Below are 23,720 nucleotides of genomic sequence, written 5' to 3'. Positions count from 1 at the left end.
TTGATGGCCCCATCGCTGGCTTGCCAGCGATAGCTATCTAACAGGCGACAAACATCTCAGCGCTTGTCGAGCTTATCCGGCAACGGCGCAAACAACGCTTCAATATCGTCATTCTGCAATTTCCAGTCGCCAGCCTTGCGTCCATCCAGAACGCCCGCAGCCAAGTCGGACTTTTCCTTCTGCAAATGCTGAATCTTCTCTTCGACCGTGCCCCGGGCAATCATCTTGTAGACGAACACCGGTTTCTCCTGGCCGATCCGGTACGCGCGGTCAGTCGCTTGATTCTCGGTCGCCGGGTTCCACCACGGATCGTAGTGAATCACCGTATCCGCTTCGGTCAGGTTCAGACCTACGCCGCCGGCTTTCAGGCTGATCAGAAAGATCTGACGCTTGCCGCTCTGAAATTCCTTCACCGGCGTGCGCCTATCCCGGGTTTGGCCGGTCAATAAGGCGTAAGCGACATTGCGTTTTTTCAACTCGTTCTCGATCAGTGACAGCATCGAAGTGAACTGCGAAAACAGCAGAATCCGCCGACCCTCTTCGAACAACTCCTCAAGCATTTCCATCAGGCTGTCGAGCTTCCCCGAGGTGCTGCCGCGGGCGGGCAGGGTGGCGTCGTTGACCAGGCGCAAATCACAGCAGACCTGACGCAACTTGAGCAACGCCTCAAGAATGATGATCTGGCTGCGCGCCACCCCTTTGCGCGTGATCTCGTCGCGGACTTTCTTGTCCATGGCCAAACGCATGGTTTCGTACACGTCGCGTTGGGCTTCGTTGAGATCGACCCAATGGATGATTTCAGTCTTCGGCGGCAGTTCGGTGGCCACCTGCTCTTTAGTGCGGCGCAGCAGAAACGGCTTTATCCGACCGTTGAGGTGCTGAAGTCTGACTTCACTGCCGCGCTTTTCAATCGGCACTCGGTAATCGGCGTTGAAGCTTTTGACGTCGCCGAGCCAGCCGGGCAGCAGAAAGTGAAACAGCGACCACAGTTCGCCGAGGTGATTCTCCAGTGGCGTACCGCTCAGGCACAGGCGCTGGCGCGCATTCAAATCGCGGGCCGCTTGAGCGGCTTTGCTGTTCGGGTTCTTGATGTATTGCGCTTCATCCAGCACCAACACATGCAGCGGCTGTTTGGCCAGAATCTCGACGTCCTTGGGCAGCAGCGCGTAGGTGGTGAGGATCAAGTCGAAGTCGGCCAAATGCTCGAAGTGCTTCTTGCGGCTGGCGCCATATAGCGCCACGACTTTCAGTTGCGGCGTAAAGTGCGCCGCTTCATCGAGCCAGTTCGGAATCAGGCTGGTAGGCATCACCACCATGCACGGCCGATCCAGGCGTCCAGCGTTTTTCTCGCTAAGAATATGCGCCAGAGTCTGTAGGGTTTTGCCCAGGCCCATGTCATCCGCAAGAATCCCGCCGACTTCCAGTTGCCGCAGCGATTGCATCCAGCTCAAACCCTCGAGCTGATAGGGGCGCAGCGTCGCGTTCAGGCCTTCCGGCGCTTCTGTGCTGAAATCACGGATGTCGCGCAGGCGCTGGGCGAACGTGCGGATCTGCTCGCCGCCTTCCCAAAGCAGCGGAATGCCTTCCAGCGAATTCAGGCGTGTGGCGTCGGCCTTGCTCAGGCGCAGGGTGGTTTCGCCGGGCTCTTGCAGATAGAACTCGCCCAGGGTCGCCAGCACCGGTTTCAGTCGGCCCAGCGGAAGCGCAACTTGCAACGGCCCGTGTTCGATATTGCGTTGGGGGACATTGACCAGAATCAGCTCGTCGTCGCGCCGGCGCGCGAGGCGTTCCGGATTGAGAATCTCGGCGTGCGAGCGCATCAGATTGAGCAGAATCGGCAGCAGGCTCAGGCGCTCGCCGTTGACGATGATGCCCAGTTCCAGATCAAACCAGTCGCGCTCCGGTGCCTGTTCGACGGTGGCGTACCAGTCATCGACTGCGGTCAGGTCGAAGCCGAACTCCTCATCGATCTGCAATTCCCAGCCTTGCGTGCGCAGCTTCGGCAGATCGTTGAGGGTAAAGGTCAGCCATGCGCTGTCATTGACCATCTCATAGAGTTCGCCGGCGCTTTCCGGGAGTGCTTTGCTTTGGCGCGTGGCGATGCGGAAACCGAGGATTCGTAACTGTTCGCGGTAGGACTGTTCGACTTCCGGTTGGCGTTTTATCCGCAGCGTCTGGGTTTCCTGACGAATCAGGATGTCGCTGTTTTTCTGCCCGCTGACGTATTCGTCCAGATAACTGAACGACAGCGCCGCGCGATGTTGAATGTAGCGCTGCATCTTGCCGTTGCGCGGCTCGAAAGCGCTGAACTCGACACTGGCCAGCCACAGGCGCGGTATTGGTTGCACGTTGTCGACCAACACCTGCGGCGGCGCTTTCGGGCTGCGGTTTTCCAACACGGCCTGAAGTTTTTCCAGTAGTTCGGCGTCTTTGGCGGCGGCGGGGTAGTCGAGGGTTTCCTGGATTTTCAGCAGCACCGCTGCGCAGTGCTTGCAGTTGCTGCGAACCGGGCAAGTGCATGCCGCGTCGACCAGCAGCAAAGTGCTTTTTGCCGACTCGCGCAGTTGAATGGTCTGACGGTAGACGTTACCGCCAGAGCCTTCGCAACTGGCTGTAATGGTCGCATCGCCGACCTGGGCGATGCGTACCCGGTTTTCCAAAGCGTAGCGGCGGCCACGCTCCAGGCTCTGTTCCTTGAATCGGCTGACCCAGGAGGGTGCCAACGGTTTACTCAGGGGCGCGGACATAAGGACTTCGGTCAGTCCGGAATGGCTTCAGGCGCTTCCCGTGGCGCAGGCGCCGTCAGGGAAGTGATCTTGATCAGCAGGGCCAGGTGGCCGTTGTCGAGATAATTGAGTTGGCCGTTTTTGGTGTGACTGTCCTGTTTCAGGCGCTCACTGGCGGTGACCATACCGTTGCTGTCGATCTGATTGACCCAGAAGTCGGCAGCCACGTCGGTGAAACGCCCGAGTTTCATCTCAAGCGTGCCCTCGATCGGGAACTGGCCGAACTGTTCCTGGCCGTCGCTGACCGCTACTTTCGCAGGTGCTTCGCCAAGGGTTTGCTGCCAGGCCTTGTGCATCAACACGCTGTACTCCCCGCTGGCAGTGAGTTTTGCGGCAACTTCACCCAGTGCGGGCGTGCGCTTGGTTTCATCGCCAAGTCGTTGTGCGCCGGCGGCCCAGTCTTCCGGCGCGGCGCGGCTGACAATGGCGGGTACAGCGTTCTGACGGACCAGAATCATTTCGACCTGATACGTGTCATCGGCAAATGCCGTGGGTGCTACCAAAGTCAGTAGCAAAGTCAGTGAGCGAAACAGGCGCATGCGGCGTCCTTTCAAGCAGTTTTCGGAATGAGGCGCTCGAACAGCGCCTCTACAGTATTAAAGCGCTCTTCCGGGCGCTCCATCGGCACCTGAAACTTGAACATCGTGGCGCCTTCGAATTTGTAGCGTTTGGGCTGGCTCTGGATCAGCTTGATCAGGGTCATCGGGTCGACCGGCGTCTGTGCGGCGAACTCGATGCGGCCACCTTGCGGGCCGCCATCGACCTTCTTGATGCCCAGCTGTTCGGCCTGCAGTTTCAAGGCCGTGATGCGCACCAGATTTTTGGTCGGTTCCGGCAGCAGGCCGAAGCGGTCGATCATTTCCACTTGCAGATCCTTCAGGCCTTCCTCATCGGTGGCCGAGGCGATGCGCTTGTACAGGATCAGACGGGCGTGGACGTCCGGGAGATAGTCTTCCGGAATCAGTGCCGGAACCCGCAGGTTGACCTCCGGGCCACCGCCGAGCGGTTGATCGAGGTTCGGCTGCTCGCCCTTACGGATTGACTTCACCGCGCGCTCGAGCATTTCCATATACAAAGTGAAGCCCACAGCCTGAATCTGGCCGCTCTGGCCATCGCCAAGCAATTCGCCGGCGCCACGGATTTCCAGATCGTTGGTGGCCAGCACGAAACCTGCGCCGAGATCCTGGGTATTGGCGATCGCCTCCAGACGTTTTTCCGCGTCCGAAGTGATTTGCTGGCGCGGCGGCGTCAGCAAGTACGCGTAAGCCTGGTGGTGACTACGCCCCACGCGACCGCGCAACTGGTGCAGTTGCGCCAGGCCGAACTTGTCGGCGCGCTCGATGATGATGGTGTTGGCGCTCGGCACGTCGATGCCGGTCTCGATGATGGTCGAGGCGATCAGCACGTTGAAGCGCTTGTGATAGAAGTCGCTCATCACCTGTTCGAGTTCGCGCTCGCGCATCTGCCCGTGACCGATGCCGATCCGCGCTTCCGGCACCAGTTCGGCCAAATCGGCGGCGCATTTCTCGATGGTCTTCACATCGTTGTGCAAGTAGTAAACCTGACCGCCACGCAACAGTTCACGGAGCAGGGCTTCTTTGACCGTGCTCTTGTTCTGTTCCATAACGAAGGTGCGCACCGACAGGCGTCGGGCCGGCGGCGTAGCGATGATCGACAGGTCGCGCATGCCCGACACCGCCATGTTCAGCGTGCGCGGAATCGGCGTAGCGGTCAGGGTGAGGATGTCGACTTCGCTGCGCAGGGCCTTGAGCTGTTCTTTCTGGCGCACACCAAAGCGGTGTTCTTCGTCGATGATCACCAGGCCAAGGTTTTTGATCTTCACATCGTCGGAAAGCAGCTTGTGCGTGCCGATGACGATGTCGATCTTGCCTTCTGCCAGATCAGCGATTGCAGCATTTACTTCCTTGGTCGATTTGAAGCGGCTCATCACTTCCACGGTCACCGGCCAGTCGGCGAAGCGGTCGCGGAAGCTGTTGTAGTGTTGCTGAGCGAGCAGGGTGGTCGGCACCAGAATCGCCACCTGGCGGCCGCCGTGCACGGCGATGAACGCCGCACGCATGGCCACTTCGGTCTTGCCGAAACCAACGTCGCCGCAGACCAGACGATCCATCGGTTTCGGCGCGAGCATGTCTTCGCGCACGGCTTCGATGGTGGACTGCTGGTCCGGGGTTTCTTCGAACGGGAAGCCTGCGCTGAACGTTGCGTAGTCGGCCTTCGGGTCGGCGAACGCATAGCCTTCGCGAGCGGCGCGGCGGGCATAAATGTCGAGCAATTCGGCGGCGACGTCACGCACCTGTTCAGCGGCTTTGCGCTTGGCTTTCTGCCAGGTCTCGGAGCCGAGGCGGTGCAGCGGGGCCAGCGCATCGTCACTGCCGGTGTAACGGGCGATCAAGTGCAAATTGGCGACCGGCACGTAGAGTTTGGCGTTTTCGGCGTATTCGAGCGTGAGGAACTCGGCAGCCTGATTGTCGATTTCCAGAATCGTCAGGCCCAGATAACGACCGACGCCGTGGTCAATGTGCACCACCGGTGCGCCTTCACGCAGCTCGGTGAGGTTCTTGATCACCGCATCGTTGTTGCCGTCGGCACGCTTCTCGCGGCGACGACGCTGCATCACGCGTTGACCGAACAACGGACTTTCCGCGACCAGTGCCAGCGCCGGATCGTCGAGCATCAAGCCTTCGTCGAGCGGGGCGATGGTGATCGCCAGGCGATCCTTGCTCGCGACGAAGTCCGGCCAGCTGTCGACGGTTTTCGGCCGCAGCTTCAAGCGTTCGAGCAACTCCAGCAGGACTTCGCGACGGCCCGCCGATTCGGCGGTGAACAATACGCGGCCAGGGAATTCGTCGAGGAAGGTCGAAAGTGCCGCCAACGGTTGTGTGGCTTTGGCTTCGATTGCCAGGTTCGGCAGTGCCTGCGCCGGGAAGCGTTCGCGGCCGACCCCGGTTTCCACGTCCTGCTGACTGGCAACTACGCGTGGCCAGTTCTTGAGTCGTGCAAAGCAGTCTTCCACCGGCAGGAACAATTCCGCAGGAGGCAATAGAGGACGCGATGGATCGACGCGGCGCTCTTCATAACGGTTACGCACGTCGTTCCAGAAGTTCTCTGCCGCTTGTTCGATGCCCGGTAGCGAGAACACTTGCGTGTCCTGGGGCAGGTAATCGAACAGGGTCGAGGTTTCGTCGAAGAACAGCGGCAGGTAGTACTCGATACCGGCCGGGGTGATACCGCTGCTCAAATCCTGAAAGATCGGGCAGCGCCGGAAGTCGACGTCAAAACGCTCGCGGAAACGCGCCTTGAAGCGAGTGACCGCATCTTTTTGCAGCGGGAACTCACGTGCCGGCAGCAGCTTGACCGAATCGACCTTGTCGATGGAGCGCTGGTTTTCCGGATCGAAGGTGCGCAGGGTTTCGATTTCGTCATCGAACAGGTCAATGCGATACGGCAGCTTGCTGCCCATCGGGAAGAGATCGATCAGCGCGCCGCGAACCGTGAATTCACCGTGCTCATAAACGGTGTCGACGTAGCGATAGCCACTGGCTTCAAGTCGCGAACGCATTTGCTCGACATCGAGCTTCTGGCCGACGTCCAGTACCAGGCTGCTGCCGAGCAGGAATTTGGTCGGCGCCAGACGATGCAGGGCCGTGGTGATCGGCACCACCAGTACGCCATGCGCCAGTTCCGGCAGCCTGTACAGGCTGGCGATGCGCTGGGAAATGATGTCCTGGTGCGGCGAAAACAGGTCGTACGGCAGGGTTTCCCAGTCGGGGAAATGCAGAACGGGCAAATCCGGGGCGAAGAAACTCAGCTCCTGTTCCAGCCGTTCGGCACTCTGGCTGTCGGCGGTCAGTAGCAGGGTGAAGCGCTTGGCAGCGCTGGCAGCCTCGGCAATCGCCAGGCTCAGGGCGGCACCGGGCAGATTGCCCCAGTGCTGTTTACCTGCCTCGGCAGGGAGAAGCGGTAGACGCAGAACAGGCACGGAAGGTTGAGCTCCAGGCGTTGCGACAAAGTCGGTAATTGTAGCGGCGTCCGATGCTGCCTGTCAGTTGCAGACTGCGTCTATCTTCACTGTTTGCGCAAAATGTAGTGGTAACCATAAAAAAGAGCACTTTTTTTGGGGTTATGTAGTGCCGAAACGGGGTGGTGTTACGGAGGGTTACAGACATCGTCTAACAGTCGTCGAAAAATTGACTGTGCTGGAGGCCCCGGTTTTACTGGGCTGGCGAGGGGCGTAATTTTTTTGAACGGAATTTTGTTACCGATTGCGCGACAAGCGCGCATTGCTACAAGAGGCTCGCGGCGGCATAATGTAGCCCCTTTTTTCTGCCCCTACATGTGGAAGGTTCCCGTGACTCAGAAGCCCGACCAGTGTCTTGGTGAATGGATCGACCGTGAAGCACTCGCAGAAGCGATGATCCCGCTTATCGGTCAGCTCTACCGCAATAACAACGTGGTGAGCTCGATCTATGGCCGCAGCCTGATCAACCAGTCTGTCATCGCGATTCTCAAAGCTCACCGCTTTGCTCGCCATCGTTCTTCCGACGATAGCGAACTCTCCGTCCACGAAACATTCCCACTGCTCAAAGCCATGAGCGAGCTCAAGCTCGGCGCGGCTTCGGTGGATCTGGGCAAGTTGGCGTTCAAATTCCGCAACGAAGCCAATGGCCGCACTGCCGAGCAGTTCGTCCGCGAAGAAATGGCTGACGTGGTTGGCCAGCAAAACGCTTCGGCCCGCAAAGGCACTGACGTTGTACTTTACGGCTTCGGTCGTATCGGCCGTCTGCTTGCGCGCATCCTGATCGAGAAAACCGGTGGTGGCGACGGTCTGCGTCTGCGGGCCATCGTGGTGCGCAAAGGCGCCGACAACGACCTGACCAAGCGCGCCAGCCTGCTGCGTCGCGATTCGGTACATGGTTCGTTCAACGGCACCATCACCATCGACGAAGAAAACAACACCATCACCGCCAACGGCAACCTGATTCAGGTGATCTACGCGAAGAACCCGACCGAGGTGGATTACACCCAGTACGGCATCAAAGACGCGCTGCTGGTGGACAACACCGGTGTATGGCGTGACGCTGATGGCCTGGGTCAGCACCTGGCGTGCCCGGGTATCGACCGCGTTGTTCTGACCGCGCCTGGCAAAGGCAAACTCAAGAACATCGTTCACGGCATCAACCACGGTGAAATCACCGCTGACGACAAGATCGTGTCCGCTGCTTCCTGCACCACCAACGCCATCGTGCCGGTGCTGAAGGCTGTGAATGACAAGTTCGGCATCATCAACGGTCACGTCGAAACCGTTCACTCGTACACCAACGACCAGAACCTGATCGACAACTTCCACAAGGGCGATCGCCGTGGTCGTTCCGCTGCGCTGAACATGGTAATCACCGAGACCGGTGCTGCCACCGCTGCTGCCAAGGCTCTGCCTGAGCTGGCCGGCAAGCTGACCGGTAACGCGATCCGTGTTCCGACGCCGAACGTGTCGATGGCTATTCTCAACCTGAACCTTGAGAAAGCCGCTACCCGTGAAGAGATGAACGAGTACCTGCGCTACATGGCGCTGCACTCCGATCTGCATAAGCAAATCGACTTCGTCAATTCGCAGGAAGTGGTATCCACCGACTTCGTTGGCTCGCGCCACGCCGGTGTGGTCGACGCTGAAGCGACCATCGTTCAGGACAACCGCGTTGTTCTGTACGTCTGGTACGACAACGAGTTCGGCTACAGCTGCCAGGTTGTTCGCGTGATGGAAGACATGGCCGGTGTAAACCCGCCAGCATTCCCGCGCTAAGCCTTAGCTGCAAATGAAAACGCCCCGACTTTGGTCGGGGCGTTTTTTTATGCCTGGTAAATCTCTGTTGCCTGTTCCGGCCTCATCGCCAGCAGGCTGGCTCCCACACTGGATCTTTGTCGTTCACAAATCCCCTGTGGGAGCGAGCCTGCTCGCGATGGCGTCCTATCGGGCGCCGCCAGCAACAGCCGCTTGCGCAGTGCGCAGTTCATGCTTGTTGCCCCGGAACAACACCAGCGTCGCAATCAACCCCAATACCGCCGCACCGCTGAGCCAGATCCCCGGCGCAGCCTTGTTGCCCAGCACATGAATCAGATAAGTACACGCTGCCGGTGTAAAACCACCGAAGGTCGCCGTAGCCAGACTGTAGGCCAGCGAGAACCCGGTTGTACGCACTTCTACCGGCATGATCTCGGTCAGCGCCACCACCATCGCGCCGTTGTACGAGCCGTACAGGAAAGACAGCCACAACTCGACGATCAGCAAATGGCTGAAGCTCGGATTCGCCACCAGCCACGAAAGGGCAGGGTAAGCGGTCAGAATCGCCAGAATCGTCGCTGCCAGCAGTAGGGGTTTGCGTCCGATCTTGTCAGACACCGCACCCATCACCGGCAGCCAGAAGAAGTTCGACAGGCCGATGCACACCGTCACCAGCAACGCATCCAGATCCGACAAATGCAGTTCAGACTTGCCGAAAGTCGGGGTGTAGGCAGTGATCAGATAGAACGACACCGTGGTCATCACCACCAGCGCCATGCCGGCGAGCACGATGCCGAAGTTCTGGCCAATCGAGCGGACGATTTCCTGCAAAGTAGGGCGATGCTTGCGCGCCTGGAATTCCGGGGTTTCCTCCAGCGAGCGACGAATCACGAAGATCACCGGCACGATCATGCAGCCGATCAGAAACGGCACGCGCCAGCCCCAATCGCCCATTTGCTCCGGGCTCAGCCAGTGGTTGAGACCGACGCCGAGCAGGCCGGCGAACACCACGGCCGCTTGTTGGCTGGCGGACTGCCAACTGACAAAAAAGCCTTTGCGGCCCGGCGTGGAAATTTCCGCCAGATAAACCGAGACGCCGCCCAGTTCAACCCCCGCCGAGAACCCTTGCAGCAAGCGGCCAAGCAACACCAGCAAGGGTGCGGCGACACCGAGCGTTGCGTAGCCGGGGACGCAGGCAATCAACACGGTGCCGGCGGCCATCATCGCCAGAGTGATGATCAGGCCCTTGCGACGGCCATGGCGGTCAATGTAGGCGCCCAGAAAGATTGCGCCGAGTGGGCGCATCAGGAAACCGGCACCGAAGGTTGCCAGCGAAAGCATCAGGGAGGCGAAGGCGCTGTCGGTCGGGAAGAAAGTCTTGGCGATCGCCGTGGCGTAGAAGCCGTAGACCATGAAGTCGAACATTTCGAGAAAATTGCCGCTGACAACGCGAAAAATCGCCTTGCCTTTGCCGGTCGTTGAAGACATTTCTGGATACTCACTTTAAATCTTGTAAGAAAGCGTTTCGCTCGTATCCCATAATGGCCGGCGTGCTTTTGCGGGGAGATGAAGAATTGTTAACTGGACGGTGGCAGGGGGTTGTGGTGTTGGCGGTCGTCTTGTCCGGCTGCGGCAATGGCGACTCCATGGAGAGCATTGGCGGTCCGACCATGGGCAGCACGTATTCGATCAAATACGTACGTCATGCAGGTCTTGCTGATCCTGCACAAGTTCGCCGCGAAGTGGAGGGCATCCTCGCCGAAGTCGAACGGCATATGTCCACTTATCGCAGCGATTCGGACATCGAGCAATTCAACGCATTGCCCGCCAACAGTTGTCAGAAGATGCCCGCTTCCGTACTCGAATTGGTTCGTATCGGTGAACAGCTGTCAGAGCAAAGCGAAGGTTCCTACGACCTCACCGTCGAACCGCTGATGAATCTCTGGGGCTTCGGCCCGCAAGGTCGCGAAGAAAAAGTCCCAAGTGCTGCTGCATTGGCCGAGGTGCTGCAACGGGTCGGTCATCAGCATCTGCGAATCGATGGCGATCAGTTGTGCAAGGACGCCGCGGTCGAAGTCGACTTCAACAGCGTTGCCGCCGGTTATGCCGTCGATAGGATTGCCGCACGACTCGACGCCATGGGCATCCACGATTACCTCGCCGAAGCCACGGGAGAGCTCAAGGCCAAGGGCAAAAAACTCGATGGCTCACCATGGCGCATTGCCTTGGAAGAGCCCCGCGATGATCAGCGAGTCGCCGAGCGCATCATCAATGTCGATGGCTACGGCGTTTCCACCTCCGGCGATTACCGCAACTATTTCCTGCGAGATGGCCGGCGCTATTCCCACACCTTCGATGCGCGTAGCGGCGCACCTGTCCTACATGATCTTGCGTCAGTCACGGTGATTCATCCTTCAGCGTTGATGGCCGATGGACTATCGACGCTGTTGCTGATTCTCGGGCCTGAAAGGGCTTGGGACTATGCCGAAAAACACGACATTGGTGCATTCTTTGTGATTCGTGCCGATACAGGTTTTGTTATCCGCACCAGCAAGGCTTTCGAGCGGTTCAGTGGCGTAAAAACTGACTGAGGACAATACGAAAGCTGGCGTTGTAGTGCAGGCAAAAGTAGCCTACGACGCGACCAAGGGTTAATGTGCGCGGCGTTGACGCTTCTATAGACTGTGTCCGGGTTCATCACTGGCCCCCAATTGTTCCTTCGCGCCGCCGTTCGGCGTGATTTAGCCGCAGGTGCTGCTGGCACCGCGGCCTGTTCTGAGGAGTACGCATGGCTGTCTACAACTACGACGTGGTGGTGCTGGGTTCCGGCCCGGCGGGAGAAGGCGCGGCAATGAACGCCGCCAAAGCAGGGCGCAAGGTCGCGATGGTCGACAGCCGTCGTCAGGTCGGCGGCAACTGCACCCACCTCGGTACCATCCCGTCCAAGGCACTGCGTCACTCGGTGCGGCAGATCATGCAGTTCAACACCAACCCGATGTTCCGGGCCATCGGCGAGCCACGCTGGTTCTCCTTCCCGGACGTGTTGAAAAGCGCCGAGAAAGTCATCTCCAAACAAGTCGCCTCGCGCACCGGCTACTACGCCCGTAACCGCGTCGACGTGTTTTTCGGCACCGGCAGCTTCGCCGATGAGCAAACCATCGAAGTGGTCTGCGCCAACGGCGTGGTCGAGAAGCTGGTGGCCAAGCACATCATCATCGCCACCGGTTCGCGCCCGTATCGCCCGGCGGACATCGATTTCCACCATCCGCGTATCTACGATAGCGACACCATCCTCAGCCTCGGCCACACCCCGCGCAAATTGATCGTTTACGGCGCCGGCGTGATCGGTTGCGAATACGCCTCGATCTTCAGTGGTCTGGGTGTACTGGTTGAACTGGTGGATAACCGCGGTCAGTTGCTGAGCTTCCTCGACTCGGAAATCTCCCAGGCGTTGAGCTACCACTTCAGCAACAACAACATCACCGTGCGCCACAACGAAGACTACGATCGTGTCGAAGGCGTGGACAACGGGGTGATCCTGCACCTCAAGTCCGGCAAGAAGATCAAGGCCGACGCCTTGCTCTGGTGCAACGGCCGTACCGGTAATACCGACCAGTTGGGTCTGGAAAACATCGGCGTCAAGGTCAACAGCCGTGGCCAGATCGAAGTCGACGAGGCTTACCGCACCTGCGTGCCGAACATCTACGGTGCTGGCGACGTGATCGGCTGGCCGAGCCTGGCCAGTGCCGCCCACGACCAGGGCCGTTCGGCTGCTGGCAGCATCGTTGATAACGGTAGCTGGCGCTTTGTGAATGACGTGCCGACCGGCATTTACACCATTCCGGAGATCAGCTCGATCGGCAAGAACGAGCAGGAACTGACCCAGGCCAAAGTGCCGTACGAAGTCGGCAAGGCATTCTTCAAGAGCATGGCGCGGGCGCAGATTGCCGGCGAGCCGCAAGGCATGCTGAAGATCCTGTTCCACCGTGAAACCCTGGAAGTGCTGGGCGTTCACTGCTTCGGTTATCAGGCGTCGGAGATCGTGCACATCGGTCAGGCGATCATGAACCAGCCGGGCGAGTTGAACACTCTGAAATACTTCGTCAACACGACGTTCAACTACCCGACCATGGCCGAAGCCTATCGGGTAGCGGCGTACGATGGCCTCAACCGGCTTTTTTGACGGGCTCCGGCCGGTGGCCTGAGCCGGCCGGGGAGACCGATTTCAGCAATTCTCGAGGGTGGCAGTGGCCAAACCGGGAAAGTCTGTAATCAGGCTGTCAACGCCGAAGTCGGCGAGTCTGCGCATCAGCGCAGGCTCGTTGACGGTCCACACCGACACATGCAGCCCCTGACGCTGCGCCTTCTGCAGGCGTTCCGGCGTACACAGCGTCCAGTTCAGCGCAAGAATCTCACAGCCATAGCTCTGGGCGACCTTCAACGGGTCGAGCCAGGCGTACTCGGCTACCAGTCCGCGTGACACGTCCGGCACCAGATCCAGCGCAGCTTTCAGTACTTCGCGCGAACTCGAGGTGATTGTCACCTTGTCCAGCAGGCCGTGGCGCTGAGCCATTTCACGAATTGCCAGCACCGTGGTTGCGGCGCGGGTGCGTGAGGCGCTTTTCACTTCAAGCTGCCAGTGCTCGAAATCACACTTTTCGAACAGCTCTTCCAGCGTCGGAATCGGGCACGGCTTGATCCAGCCCGGGCCGCCCTTGCGCGCGTCGTACGTCACCAGTTCGGCGGCGCTGTGCTCGACGACTTTGCCGCGACGCTCGGTGGTGCGTTTGAGGGTCGGGTCGTGGATGACCATCAACTCGCCGTCCTTGGACAGGTGCAAGTCAAGTTCGCAGCGGCGCACGCCGTGCTTGAGACATTCCTGAAAACTGCTCAGGGTATTTTCCGGTGCTTCGCCCTTGGCGCCGCGGTGGCCGTAGATGAGGGTCACGGTTCTTCCTTAATTTAAATGCCTGATTCGTTCTGTTCGCGGGCCAGACGTCGTTCCTGGGCCTGCTTCTGCAAGATATAACGAGCGAGCAGTTGGCGTTGGGCATCGGTCAGGTGTTCGAACTCGGTGCCGACGTCATAGCCGTCGCCCTTGCGGTCGCAATGGGTGACGCGTGCGCGCAACAGCAGGCCCAACGCTTGCGGCATCAGCACCAGTTTCACCGACAGATGCGCGTCGGTAGCGATTGGCGTCGGATACTGAAAGTCGATCCCGCCTTCGGAGATGATCACCGGTTGCGGTTCGCCGATATGGCCGAGCACGGTCAGCGCGACCACCTGGCTCAGCAGGTCGATGCGTTTGTTCTGGGATTTCAGGAACGCGGCGATGGCCCGGTCGCGCTCGCTGATCTGGCGCAACAGGTGCTGCGACTCGAATTCGCTCAGGTGCAGTTCGCTGAGCAGGTTGAAGAGTGGGGAAGCATCCTGCAACACTTCCTGGCCTGCGGCTTCGGGAGCGGACAGGGGCCGAATTTCCAGTGCGATCGTGTCCTCGATACGGTAGTATTCGCGGCGATCTTCTTCATCTAATGTCGACATGGCGAACCCATGGTAGCGGCGGTGGTCTGAGTGTAAAGCTGGTTATCGACCCCCGCCACAAGGACGTTCCTTTTCCCTCCGAACAAGCCCCGACATGTTCAGACCTCTCTTCGTATTTATCGGCACGCGTTATACCCGTGCAAAGCGTCGCAATCATTTTGTGTCATTCATTTCCCTGACTTCGATGATCGGGCTCGCCCTTGGCGTGGTCGTAATGATCGTTGTGCTTTCGGTGATGAATGGCTTCGATCATGAGATGCGCACCCGTGTGCTGGGCATGGTGCCCCACGCGACCATCGAGTCCACTGAGCCGATCAACGATTGGCAAAGCCTGGCCACCCGGGTCAAGCAGAACCCGCAGGTGACGGCGGTTGCGCCGTTCACCCAGATGCAGGGCCTGCTGACCAACAACGGTCAGGTGTCCAAGGTGTTGCTCAACGCCATCGACCCTGCGCTTGAGCGCAATGTGTCGATCATCGACAACTTCATGAAGCAGGGCAAACTCGACGATTTGACGCCGGGCAGCTTCGGCATCGTGATTGGCGACAAGGCCGCGACCAAGCTGGGCGTGGGCATCGGTGACAAGATCACCTTTGTCGCACCGGAGGTCAGTGTGACCCCGGCCGGGATGTTCCCGCGCATGAAGCGCTTCACCGTGGTCGGCATTTTCCATGTCGGCGCCGGCGAGCTCGACGGTTATCTGGGCGTCACCAACCTGCAGGATCTGGCGAAAATGCATCGCTGGAAGCCTGATCAGGTGCAGGGCATCCGTTTGAAATTCGATGATCTGTTTCAGGCACCACGCGTAGCCTGGAATATCGCCCAGCAGCTCGGCGAAGACCATTACTACGCCCGCGACTGGACCCGTACCCACGGCAACCTGTATCAGGCCATCCGCATGGAGAAAGCCATGATCGGTCTACTGTTGCTGCTGATCGTTGCGGTGGCCGCGTTCAACATCATTTCCACGCTGGTGATGGTGGTGAACGACAAGAAGGGCGACATCGCCATTCTGCGCACCCTCGGCGCCACGCCTGGGACGATCATGCGTACGTTCATGGTGCAAGGCACGGTCATCGGCGTAGTCGGCACAGCCATTGGCGCTGTGCTCGGGATCCTCGCTGCGCTCAACGTCAGCGCGGCGATTTCAGCCCTCGAAGGGCTGATCGGGCACAAATTCCTTAATGCTGACGTGTATTTCATTGATTATCTTCCGTCGCAGGTGCAGAGCCAGGATGTGGTCATGGTTTGCGCGGCTGCGTTGATCTTGAGTTTCCTCGCCACCCTGTATCCCGCCTGGCGTGCCGCGCGCACCCAGCCGGCGGAGGCGCTACGTTATGAGTGAGTCGGGCATGAGTGAAAAAGCAATCTTGAGCTGCCGCAACCTGGGCAAATCCTACGAGGAAGGCCCGGAGTCGGTGCAAGTGCTGGCCGGTCTGCAACTGGAGTTGCACCCGGGCGAGCGTGTGGCGATCGTCGGCACCTCGGGATCGGGCAAAAGTACTTTGCTCAACCTGTTGGGCGGCCTCGATACGCCAACAAAGGGCAGCGTCTGGCTCGACGGTGAAGAGCTGTCGGCCCTGAGCGAGAAGAAACGTGGTCTGCTGCGTAACCGCGCACTGGGTTTCGTTTACCAATTCCACCACCTGCTGCCGGAATTCACTGCGCTGGAAAACGTCTGCATGCCGCTGCTGATCGGCACGACGCCGATCCCGGAAGCCCGTCAGCGCGCTACGGCGTTGCTGGAGCGGGTAGGGCTGGGCCATCGCCTGGAGCACAAGCCGGCGGAACTGTCCGGTGGTGAACGTCAGCGTGTGGCCATCGCCCGCGCCCTGGTGAACAAGCCGGGTCTGGTGATGCTCGATGAGCCGACCGGCAACCTCGACTCCCACACCGCCCAGGGCATTCAGGATTTGATGCTGGAACTCAGCACCTCGATGCGCACGGCGTTCCTGGTGGTGACTCACGACATGAACCTGGCTCGCCAGATGGATCGCGTCCTGCACTTGCAGGAAGGTTGCCTGACGCCCATCTGATTGGTTGAAACCCGGCGTCTGAAAAGGCGTCGGGTCTTTTATTTTTATACGGTGCCCCAGCGAATGTTCAGACCGTTATCGATCTTTATCGGCACGCGCTATACCCGCGCCAAGCGCCGCAATCGCTTTGTTTCGTTCATTTCGATGACCTCGATGATCGGCCTCGCCCTCGGCGTTTTGGCGATGATCGTGGTGTTGTCGGTGATGAACGGCTTCCAGCGTGAAATGAGCTCGCGCATCCTCGGTATGGTGCCGCACGCGACCATCGTCGGCGTCAAACCGATTGATGACTGGCAGCCCGTGGCTGCCGCTGCCATGAAAAACCCAGAAGTCACCGCCGCCGTGCCGTTCACGGAAATGGAAGGCATGCTCTCCTACAAAGGCCTGATGCAGCCGATCCAGATCAGCGGCATCGATCCGGCCCAGGAAGGCAAGGTGTCGATTGTTGCCCAGCACATCGTTCAGGGGCGTCTCGATGCTCTGAAGCCGGGCGAATTCGGCGTGGTGATCGGTGAAATCACCGCGCGTCGTTTCCGTCTGAATGTCGGTGACAAAATCACCCTGATCGTACCGGAAGTCAGCACCGCGCCGGGCGGCATCACGCCGCGCATGCAGCGCCTGAACGTGGTCGGCGTGTTCAAGGTCGGCGCTGAGCTGGACGGCTCGATGGGCCTGATCCACATGGCCGATGCTGCGACAATGCAGCATTGGGAACCGAATCAGGTGCAGAGCGTGCGTCTGGCGGTGAAAGACCTGTATGCCGCGCCGAAAGTCTCCTCGGACATCGCCGCCGGCCTCGGTGCCGACTTCAAGGCTGACGACTGGACCCACACTCAGGGCAGCCTGTTCAGCGCCATGAAAATGGAAAAAACCATGATCGGTCTGCTGTTGCTGATGATCGTCGCGGTGGCGGCGTTCAACATCATCGCGACCTTGATCATGGTGGTAAACGACAAGGGCGCGGACATCGCGATCCTGCGTACCATCGGCGCTACACCCCGGCAGATCATGGCGGTTTTCATGGTGCAGGGCACGGTGATCGGGATTGTCGGGACGTTGATTGGCGGCGTGCTGGGCGTGATCGCGGCGCTGAATGTCAGCGAACTGGTGGGCTGGGTTGAGCGGGTGACCGGGCAACACATTTTCAGTTCGGATGTGTATTTCGTCAGCAATCTGCCGTCGGAATTGCAGGGCGGTGATGTGCTGTTGATCTGCTCCGCCGGTTTCATTCTGAGCTTCCTGGCGACGGTGTATCCAGCGTGGCGGGCGGCGAAGATCGAGCCTGCTCATGCGCTGAGATATTCGTAAACTCTGAAAACGCCATCGCGGGCAAGCCCGCGATGGGGCCTGTACTGCTGGCCTCAGTCTTCCTTAGGCAACTCAATCACAAACCGCGTCCAGCCCTCAGCCGATTCGCAATGAATCTGCCCACCATGGGCCCGGACAATCGATTGAGTAATCGCCAGCCCCAACCCCGCATGTTCACTGCTGCCTTCCTGCCGCGCCGGATCCGCCCGATAAAACCGGTCGAACAACCTCGGTAACTGGTCTGCCGAAATCCCTTCACCACTGTTCTCGACGGATATTCGCACTGCGTTCGCTTGATCGAGGATTGATAAGCGCACCACACCTTCAGTCGGCGTAAACCGCAGCGCGTTATCCAGCAAGTTCGACAAGGCCCGGCGCAACATGCTGCGATCACCTTCGATTCGTGCATGCCCTTCACGAGTCAGTGTCACCCCTGCGTCCTCAGCCAAGGGCGCAAAAAACTCTATCAGCGCCTCCGCTTCGTCCGCCAACTCCAATGGCTCACGCTTGGGCATTAACAAACCGTGATCAGCCTTGGCCAGGTACAACATGTCGTTGACCAGTTGCGCCATCCATTGCAGCTCTTCGAGATTGCTGTGCAGCGCTTCGCGGTAATCCTCAATCGGCCGTGGGCGGGTGAGGGTGACTTGGGTGTGGGTCAGCAGGTTCGACAACGGCGTGCGCAGTTCATGGGCGATGTCGGCCGAAAACGCCGAAAGACGCTGAAACGAGTCGTCGAGGCGTCCGAGCATGGCGTTGAAGCTGTGGGCCATTTCCGCAAGCTCTGGCGGCATTTGCGCTTCCGGCAGTCGGGCATTGAGCGACTGCGCCGAAATCCCACGGGCTACTGCGCTCATGCGCCGTAACGGTCGTAAACCGCTGCGTGCTGCCCAAGCGCCGAGCAGCGCGGTGGCCAGTGCTGACAATCCGACGGTCAGCCAGATCAAATGCTGCATACGTTGCAGGAAGTGTTGGTGATGGGTGATGTCCAGTAACAGCGTCAATTGTGGCGAGTCGGTTTTATCCGGGTAGAGCGGGGCGTTGAGAACGCGGTAGTCGGCGCCGTCATCGCTGATGGTCGACAGACCATTTTTTCGCGGCAAGTCTTGCGGTATGCGGGGCGAACTGTCGAACCAGCGCTGCCCCTGGGCCCCGGTGATACGCAGGGAAAGATCAGCCTGCCGGCTCAGCTCATCGGCCAGTCGTGCCTGGCTTTCACTGGGCTGAACATCCTGCAGGGCCCGGCGCAGGCCGATCAGTTTGCTGTCCAGTTGTTGCTGGTCGAGTTCGATGAAGTGCGCCTCGCTGGCACGATTGAACAGCACCCCGGCAAACAGCGAAACCACGGCGGTACAAGCGGCAAACAACAAGGCCAGGCGCGAACTCAGGGACAACCGGCGCATCAGGCTGAGCGCTCTTCAAGCACGTAACCCATGCCGCGCACGGTGTGGATCAGTTTGTTGGGGAATTCGTCGTCGATCTTCAGGCGCAGTCGGCGGATGGCTACTTCGATGACATTGGTGTCACTGTCGAAATTCATGTCCCAGACTTGCGAGGCGATCAGCGATTTAGGCAGCACTTCGCCCTGGCGGCGCAGAAGCATCTCCAGCAGGGCGAACTCCTTGGCAGTCAGGTCGATGCGCTGGCCACTGCGTTCGACCCGGCGTCGAATCAGATCAAGGCGCAGGTCGGCCAGTTGCAGGCTGGTTTCCACAGCAACGGCGCTGCCACGGCGCAACAGGCTGCGCACCCGGGCCAGCAGTTCGGAGAAGGCGAAAGGTTTGACCAGATAGTCGTCGGCACCGAGTTCGAGGCCGTGCACTCTGTCCTCCACTGTGTCTTTGGCCGTCAGAAAAAGTACCGGCGTATCGAGCCCGGCACTGCGCACCGCTTGCAGGATCTGCCAGCCATTGCGTCCTGGCAGCATCACGTCGAGGATCAACAGCGCGTAATCACCGCTCAGGGCCAATTGCTGGCCGCTGTCGCCGTCGGCCACCAGTTCGGTGTTGAAACCGGCCTCGGTCAGGCCCTGACGCAGGTATTGGCCGGTTTTCGCTTGGTCTTCGACGATCAACAGTTTCATGGGCGACTCGGTGTGTAGGAACTCCGATTTTAGGATCTCAGGCTTTATAACGTGAGAGCAGGCGACAAATGCCAACCTGACAAAGTTGTAATCTGCCTGTCAGGTAGATGCCAGCGCAGGCGCGCTAGAGTTTCCCACAGGCTGAACCTTATCTTGTGGGAGTACGACTATGTTTTTGCGTAAACCTTTGGCCTTGGCCGCGTGTTTGCTGGCGCTGAGCTCGCCCGTTTGGGCAGGGCCGGCACACACCTACGACTTTGGCCAATCGGCGCCTGCGGCCAACGCCACGCGCAGCATCGAAGTGGTGATGGGCGACATGTCGTTCGATCCGAAAACCATTCAGATCAAGGCCGGTGAGACCGTTCGCTTTGTGCTGGTGAATAAAGGTCAATTGCTACACGAATTCAACCTCGGTGACGCGGCGATGCACGCCGAGCATCAGCAGGAAATGTTGCATATGCAGCAAAGTGGCATGCTCACGCCTACCGGTATGAAAGAAATGTCCCACGATATGGCGGGCATGGATCACGCTGCGATGGGCCATGGCATGAAGCATGACGACCCGAACAGTGTGCTGGTCGAGCCGGGCAAAACCGCCGAGCTGACCTGGACCTTCAGTAAAGCAACCAGCCTGGAATTTGCCTGCAATATCCCCGGTCATTATCAGGCGGGCATGGTCGGCAAACTGACTGTCAGTCAGTAAGCACTCAAAGGCGCGGGCAAAGGCTGGTAGAATCCGCTGATTATTCAGTCAGGTTTCCGCCATGCATCCCGCAGCCGAACATTCGCCGCTGGGCAAATCCAGCGAATACATCGCCACGTACACACCGTCTCTGCTTTTCCCGATCCCGCGCACCGCGAAATGGGCCGAGTTGGGCCTGACCGCCGACACCCTGCCTTATAAGGGCGTGGACTTCTGGAACTGCTTCGAACTGTCGTGGCTGTTGCCGTCGGGCAAACCGGTGGTGGCCATCGGCGAGTTCAGCATTCCGGCGGATTCGCCGAACATCATCGAGTCGAAGTCGTTCAAGCTGTACCTGAACTCGCTGAACCAGACGCCGTTCGCTGATGTTGCCAGCCTGGAAGCGACGCTGGTCAAGGATCTGTCTGCCGCTGCCGGCAAACCGGTGGGCGTGCGGGTTCGCAGTCTTAAAGACGTGGAAGCCGAAGGTGTCGTGGCGTTGCCGGGTGTGTGCATCGACGATCTGGATATCAGCGTCAGCAACTACGAGCATCCGCGTCCGGAACTGCTGCGTTGTGATGATTCGAAGGTTGTGGAGGAGAGCGTGCATAGCCACTTGCTCAAATCCAACTGCCCGGTGACCAGTCAGCCGGACTGGGGCAGTGTGGTGGTGGAATATCGCGGCGCGGCGCTGGATCATGCCAGTCTGCTGGAGTACATCGTCAGTTTCCGCCAGCACTCGGACTTCCATGAGCAGTGTGTCGAGCGGATCTTCCTCGATCTGCAACAGTTGCTGAAACCGGAGAAGTTGACGGTGTTTGCGCGGTATGTGCGTCGTGGCGGGCTGGATATCAACCCGTATCGCAGCACTGAGAGTTTGCAACTGCCGAACCACCGTCTGGTTCGCCAGTAAGACCTACAGGCAGAAATGAAAAAGCCCTGTCAGTGATGGCAGGGCTTTTTGCGTTTCGGCGGGAATCAGATCCCCATGCTGCCCAGTGTATTGATGATGTTGCGCAGCGTGCCAGCAATGGCAGGGTGTTCGACTTCAAAGCGTTCGACGGCCAGGTTCACGCCATCAGCGAGGCTGGCATCCTGGGTCTTGGTTTCGAGTTCAAGCTCCAACTCGATCTGCTGCATCAGCGTATGCAGATCTTCCCGCTCGGCTTCAGTCAGTGGCGGATTCTGTTCCAACTGCTCGCGCAGGGTATCTAGCTGTTTCTGCAATTCTTGGGCGGGCATGGTGTTTTCCTTTTATCGAGAGGCACTGGCATTGACCGCAGACGCGCGCCAAAGGTCTATGGCTGACCTTTAGATTAATCCACTCTCGACCACCCTGCATGATCCCGATCAGGGCTTTTCGCCTTTGAGGCGGCGCAGGCTGATGTCCGCCAGACAGGTTTCGAGCTCGCCCAGATGATCAATCACCGAGTGCACGCCGAGTCCGAACAACTGCATTGTCGCCTTGCCGCGCAGTTGTTCGCGCTCCTTCTGGCTCAGGGCCTGCCATTCGCCCGGCGCGAGCCCGCACAGCGAACCGCAGGAGGCGAGCCCGATTGTCCATAACCCGGCATTCAATCCCGATTGCAGCAATCGTGGTTCACCGCTGACCAGCACGCAGCCGTCGAGACTGGCGACGTTCAAGTTCATCAACGCTTGCCAGCAGGCGTTGGGAGCAGGCCACGGATTGACTGTTGCTGAATGTTGCGCCGGCTTGATCCACGCCGGCAACGAAGCCGACAGCGGTTGTGCAAGGGCGGGGGGCAATTCATCAAGCCAGGCGCACGGAATCTGCTGGCGCTGCAAACCGAGCACGCTGTCCAGCGCGCCGAGTGTGGCATCGGCATGTTCGGGCAGGGCGACACCGCCTTGTCGCGCGCGGGCACCGAAATCCACCAGACAGCCGCTGAGGCCGAACAGCACGGCAGTCAGTCCGGGGGCAGCGAGGGGCAAGGTTTCGGCGTGTGACATGGCAACGTCCCTGAAATAACGAACAGGCTAGGGCGTGCCGGTGACAGTTGGATGACAACTGTGTGAAAGGCGACGTAGGAGACGTCTCACAGATGCCTTTATTCGCGGACTGCCCAAAAGACCTTTTACGCTTATACTAGCGCTCTTAACGCCCAGGCCCTCGATGCCCGCGCCAGTACAAATCCAAGGAGTTTTTCTATGCGCTGGAGCCCTCCGCTCGCTCAGCTTTGTGTATATGCCGGCCTGCTGCTGGCGCCGTTGGCTGCTCAGGCCGCCACGGAAGAAGACCCTTGGGAAAGCGTCAACCGTCCGATCTTCCAGTTCAACGACTTCGTTGATACCTACGCGCTCAAGCCGTTGGCACAGGGTTATGAGTTCGTGACACCGCAATTTGTCGAAGACGGCATCCACAACATGTTCCGCAACGTCGGTGATGTCACCAACCTGGCGAACAACATCCTGCAGGCCAAACCGGCTGCGGCTGGCGTCGACACTGCGCGCCTGATCTTCAACACTACGTTCGGTCTGCTTGGCTTCTTCGACGTCGGCACCAAAATGGGCCTGAACCGCAGCGACGAAGATTTCGGCCAGACCCTCGGCTATTGGGGTGTGGGTAGCGGCCCGTACGTGATGCTGCCGTTGATGGGGCCAAGCACTTTGCGAGACGCGCCGTCCAAGTACGTCGACGGCTATACCGGCCCTTACCGTTATATCAACGACGTGCCAGTGCGTAACTCGGTGTTCGGCCTGAATATCGTCGACACCCGTGCCAGCCTGTTGTCGAGCGAAAAGCTGATCAGCGGCGACAAGTACACCTTCATCCGCAACGCCTACTTGCAGAACCGCGAGTTCAAAGTGAAGGATGGCCAGGTCGAAGACGACTTTTAATCTCGACCAGTAAGAAGAAGGCGACCCTCGGGTCGCCTTTTTTGTGTGTGCGCTTATTTCATCTGCAGAATAGTCAGGCCGAGCTTTTGGCCGCCGCCATCTTGCGCCCGGACCCAGACTACTTCGGTATCGGCTTCAAGCCCGCTGAGCGCTGCATGCTCGGAATCGATGCGCACGCTCAAACGGTCACCTACCGCGAACTGGCGCGGCGCCTCGACCTGCATGCCACTGCTGGAGAGATCGATACACACCGCTGACACCTGATCCCCTTCATGAATCAACACGACATCGGCATCGACCCGCATGCGGATGAAATCGCGTTTTTCGCTGTAGTCCCGGCCGGTTTGACTCATGGCTTCATCCTTCCATTGGGTTACGGTTTGAGCCGTTCTTATAACTCTCGGTGATTTGACAAGTAAAGTCGTCAAGCGACCATCGGCGCATGCTTGAAACGCCCCGCGGATGGGAGTACCGTCTGCGCCTTAGAAGGGCACCTCTGGTGCAACCGTGTACGGAGCAAACGCTCTAAAGCGGTGCAGCAGAGAGGCTAGAAAGCGAATCCAGTAGTCAGTGCAGGGCCTGTCGCCCCGCCAACTACGCCAACCTAATTCTGGCGCCGTTTGCC

The 23,720-nt window shown here is 59.3% G+C and carries 20 protein-coding genes; 9 read left to right on the top strand and 11 right to left on the bottom strand.

The features are described 5' to 3' along the window. Positions 1–56: 56 nt before the first annotated feature. Genes ACA074_RS18460 through mfd form a run of 3 tightly spaced genes read right to left on the bottom strand, consistent with a single transcriptional unit; the run spans position 57 to position 6,786 of the window. Positions 57–2,747, bottom strand: a complete 2,691-nt coding sequence (locus ACA074_RS18460) for a DEAD/DEAH box helicase (protein WP_497677552.1) — start codon at positions 2,745–2,747, stop codon at positions 57–59. An 11-nt stretch (positions 2,748–2,758) separates the two neighbouring features. Further along, complete coding sequence (locus ACA074_RS18455; RefSeq protein WP_187677527.1) at positions 2,759–3,325, bottom strand: CsiV family protein; 567 nt, start codon at positions 3,323–3,325, stop codon at positions 2,759–2,761. An 11-nt stretch (positions 3,326–3,336) separates the two neighbouring features. Then, complete coding sequence (gene mfd / locus ACA074_RS18450; RefSeq protein ID WP_187677528.1) at positions 3,337–6,786, bottom strand: transcription-repair coupling factor; 3,450 nt, start codon at positions 6,784–6,786, stop codon at positions 3,337–3,339. A 354-nt stretch (positions 6,787–7,140) separates the two neighbouring features. On the opposite strand from mfd, the gene ACA074_RS18445 reads away from it, so the two are divergent. Next, positions 7,141–8,604, top strand: coding sequence for a glyceraldehyde-3-phosphate dehydrogenase (locus ACA074_RS18445; protein ID WP_187677529.1), 1,464 nt, complete (start codon positions 7,141–7,143; stop codon positions 8,602–8,604). A gap of 165 nt (positions 8,605–8,769) precedes the next feature. Here ACA074_RS18445 and ACA074_RS18440 read toward each other — a convergent pair whose 3' ends face one another. Then, positions 8,770–10,071, bottom strand: coding sequence for an MFS transporter (locus tag ACA074_RS18440; protein ID WP_401272247.1), 1,302 nt, complete (start codon positions 10,069–10,071; stop codon positions 8,770–8,772). A 53-nt stretch (positions 10,072–10,124) separates the two neighbouring features. On the opposite strand from ACA074_RS18440, the gene ACA074_RS18435 reads away from it, so the two are divergent. Beyond that, entirely contained in the window at positions 10,125–11,174 is a 1,050-nt protein-coding gene (locus ACA074_RS18435) for an FAD:protein FMN transferase (protein ID WP_497677551.1), read from the top strand. A 197-nt stretch (positions 11,175–11,371) separates the two neighbouring features. Continuing rightward, positions 11,372–12,766: a Si-specific NAD(P)(+) transhydrogenase gene (sthA, locus tag ACA074_RS18430; protein ID WP_007984277.1), complete on the top strand. Its 1,395-nt coding sequence runs from the start codon at positions 11,372–11,374 to the stop codon at positions 12,764–12,766. A gap of 42 nt (positions 12,767–12,808) precedes the next feature. On the opposite strand, the gene ACA074_RS18425 is transcribed toward sthA, so the two are convergent. Then, a complete protein-coding gene (locus tag ACA074_RS18425) occupies positions 12,809–13,531 on the bottom strand; it encodes a glycerophosphodiester phosphodiesterase (RefSeq protein ID WP_305438872.1) in 723 nt (240 codons plus the stop codon). 14 nt (positions 13,532–13,545) lie between these two features. Beyond that, on the bottom strand, positions 13,546–14,127 hold the full coding sequence (locus tag ACA074_RS18420) for a PilZ domain-containing protein (protein WP_489880940.1): 582 nt from the start codon (positions 14,125–14,127) through the stop codon (positions 13,546–13,548). A gap of 94 nt (positions 14,128–14,221) precedes the next feature. On the opposite strand from ACA074_RS18420, the gene ACA074_RS18415 reads away from it, so the two are divergent. From ACA074_RS18415 to ACA074_RS18405, 3 genes are all read left to right on the top strand, one after another. Then, entirely contained in the window at positions 14,222–15,472 is a 1,251-nt protein-coding gene (locus tag ACA074_RS18415; RefSeq protein WP_497677550.1) for a lipoprotein-releasing ABC transporter permease subunit, read from the top strand. A 7-nt stretch (positions 15,473–15,479) separates the two neighbouring features. Next, a complete protein-coding gene (lolD, locus tag ACA074_RS18410) occupies positions 15,480–16,163 on the top strand; it encodes a lipoprotein-releasing ABC transporter ATP-binding protein LolD (protein ID WP_187677534.1) in 684 nt (227 codons plus the stop codon). A 63-nt stretch (positions 16,164–16,226) separates the two neighbouring features. After that, positions 16,227–17,471 carry a lipoprotein-releasing ABC transporter permease subunit gene (locus tag ACA074_RS18405; RefSeq protein WP_497677549.1) on the top strand — a complete coding sequence of 415 codons (1,245 nt, stop codon included), beginning with the start codon at positions 16,227–16,229 and terminating at the stop codon, positions 17,469–17,471. 53 nt (positions 17,472–17,524) lie between these two features. Here the strand turns inward: ACA074_RS18405 and ACA074_RS18400 are convergent, their stop codons facing one another. Both ACA074_RS18400 and ACA074_RS18395 read right to left on the bottom strand, forming a co-directional pair. Continuing rightward, a complete protein-coding gene (locus ACA074_RS18400) occupies positions 17,525–18,874 on the bottom strand; it encodes a heavy metal sensor histidine kinase (RefSeq protein ID WP_497614977.1) in 1,350 nt (449 codons plus the stop codon). Further along, positions 18,874–19,554, bottom strand: coding sequence for a heavy metal response regulator transcription factor (locus ACA074_RS18395; RefSeq protein ID WP_187677537.1), 681 nt, complete (start codon positions 19,552–19,554; stop codon positions 18,874–18,876). The genes ACA074_RS18400 and ACA074_RS18395 overlap by 1 nt, the downstream gene beginning before the upstream one ends. Before the next feature lie 169 nt (positions 19,555–19,723). On the opposite strand from ACA074_RS18395, the gene copI reads away from it, so the two are divergent. After that, on the top strand, positions 19,724–20,257 hold the full coding sequence (gene copI / locus ACA074_RS18390) for a copper-resistant cuproprotein CopI (RefSeq protein ID WP_489880943.1): 534 nt from the start codon (positions 19,724–19,726) through the stop codon (positions 20,255–20,257). Between the two features lie 61 nt (positions 20,258–20,318). After that, a complete protein-coding gene (queF, locus tag ACA074_RS18385; protein ID WP_497677548.1) occupies positions 20,319–21,149 on the top strand; it encodes an NADPH-dependent 7-cyano-7-deazaguanine reductase QueF in 831 nt (276 codons plus the stop codon). 65 nt (positions 21,150–21,214) lie between these two features. Here queF and ACA074_RS18380 read toward each other — a convergent pair whose 3' ends face one another. Then, positions 21,215–21,478 carry a DUF4404 family protein gene (locus ACA074_RS18380; RefSeq protein WP_187677540.1) on the bottom strand — a complete coding sequence of 88 codons (264 nt, stop codon included), beginning with the start codon at positions 21,476–21,478 and terminating at the stop codon, positions 21,215–21,217. Between the two features lie 108 nt (positions 21,479–21,586). Beyond that, the gene (gene pcrP, locus ACA074_RS18375) at positions 21,587–22,207 is read right to left on the bottom strand and encodes an HAD superfamily inactivated hydrolase PcrP (protein WP_401266206.1); all 621 of its coding nucleotides are present in this window, start codon (positions 22,205–22,207) and stop codon (positions 21,587–21,589) included. 198 nt (positions 22,208–22,405) lie between these two features. Between pcrP and ACA074_RS18370 the strand changes: the two genes are divergently transcribed. Then, on the top strand, positions 22,406–23,095 hold the full coding sequence (locus ACA074_RS18370; RefSeq protein WP_187677542.1) for an MlaA family lipoprotein: 690 nt from the start codon (positions 22,406–22,408) through the stop codon (positions 23,093–23,095). Positions 23,096–23,148: 53 nt separating this feature from the next. Here ACA074_RS18370 and ACA074_RS18365 read toward each other — a convergent pair whose 3' ends face one another. Beyond that, positions 23,149–23,448, bottom strand: a complete 300-nt coding sequence (locus ACA074_RS18365) for a PilZ domain-containing protein (protein ID WP_187677543.1) — start codon at positions 23,446–23,448, stop codon at positions 23,149–23,151. Positions 23,449–23,720 lie beyond the last annotated feature (272 nt).

The sequence above is a fragment of the Pseudomonas sp. LBUM1655 genome, from assembly GCF_059716085.1.
This window is presented reverse-complemented; position numbering and strand designations above follow the sequence as displayed.

Excerpts from the sequence above, each read along its gene's own strand:
- ACA074_RS18460 (WP_497677552.1), bottom strand. The coding sequence starts at position 2,747 with ATGTCCGCGCCCCTGAGTAAACCGTTGGCACCCTCCTGGGTCAGCCGA.
- ACA074_RS18455 (WP_187677527.1), bottom strand. The coding sequence starts at position 3,325 with ATGCGCCTGTTTCGCTCACTGACTTTGCTACTGACTTTGGTAGCACCC.
- ACA074_RS18445 (WP_187677529.1), top strand. The coding sequence starts at position 7,141 with ATGTGGAAGGTTCCCGTGACTCAGAAGCCCGACCAGTGTCTTGGTGAA.
- ACA074_RS18440 (WP_401272247.1), bottom strand. The coding sequence starts at position 10,071 with ATGTCTTCAACGACCGGCAAAGGCAAGGCGATTTTTCGCGTTGTCAGC.
- ACA074_RS18435 (WP_497677551.1), top strand. The coding sequence starts at position 10,125 with ATGGCCGGCGTGCTTTTGCGGGGAGATGAAGAATTGTTAACTGGACGG.
- sthA (WP_007984277.1), top strand. The coding sequence starts at position 11,372 with ATGGCTGTCTACAACTACGACGTGGTGGTGCTGGGTTCCGGCCCGGCG.
- ACA074_RS18420 (WP_489880940.1), bottom strand. The coding sequence starts at position 14,127 with ATGTCGACATTAGATGAAGAAGATCGCCGCGAATACTACCGTATCGAG.
- ACA074_RS18415 (WP_497677550.1), top strand. The coding sequence starts at position 14,222 with ATGTTCAGACCTCTCTTCGTATTTATCGGCACGCGTTATACCCGTGCA.
- lolD (WP_187677534.1), top strand. The coding sequence starts at position 15,480 with ATGAGTGAAAAAGCAATCTTGAGCTGCCGCAACCTGGGCAAATCCTAC.
- ACA074_RS18405 (WP_497677549.1), top strand. The coding sequence starts at position 16,227 with ATGTTCAGACCGTTATCGATCTTTATCGGCACGCGCTATACCCGCGCC.
- ACA074_RS18400 (WP_497614977.1), bottom strand. The coding sequence starts at position 18,874 with ATGCGCCGGTTGTCCCTGAGTTCGCGCCTGGCCTTGTTGTTTGCCGCT.
- ACA074_RS18395 (WP_187677537.1), bottom strand. The coding sequence starts at position 19,554 with ATGAAACTGTTGATCGTCGAAGACCAAGCGAAAACCGGCCAATACCTG.
- copI (WP_489880943.1), top strand. The coding sequence starts at position 19,724 with ATGTTTTTGCGTAAACCTTTGGCCTTGGCCGCGTGTTTGCTGGCGCTG.
- queF (WP_497677548.1), top strand. The coding sequence starts at position 20,319 with ATGCATCCCGCAGCCGAACATTCGCCGCTGGGCAAATCCAGCGAATAC.
- ACA074_RS18380 (WP_187677540.1), bottom strand. The coding sequence starts at position 21,478 with ATGCCCGCCCAAGAATTGCAGAAACAGCTAGATACCCTGCGCGAGCAG.
- pcrP (WP_401266206.1), bottom strand. The coding sequence starts at position 22,207 with ATGTCACACGCCGAAACCTTGCCCCTCGCTGCCCCCGGACTGACTGCC.
- ACA074_RS18370 (WP_187677542.1), top strand. The coding sequence starts at position 22,406 with ATGCGCTGGAGCCCTCCGCTCGCTCAGCTTTGTGTATATGCCGGCCTG.
- ACA074_RS18365 (WP_187677543.1), bottom strand. The coding sequence starts at position 23,448 with ATGAGTCAAACCGGCCGGGACTACAGCGAAAAACGCGATTTCATCCGC.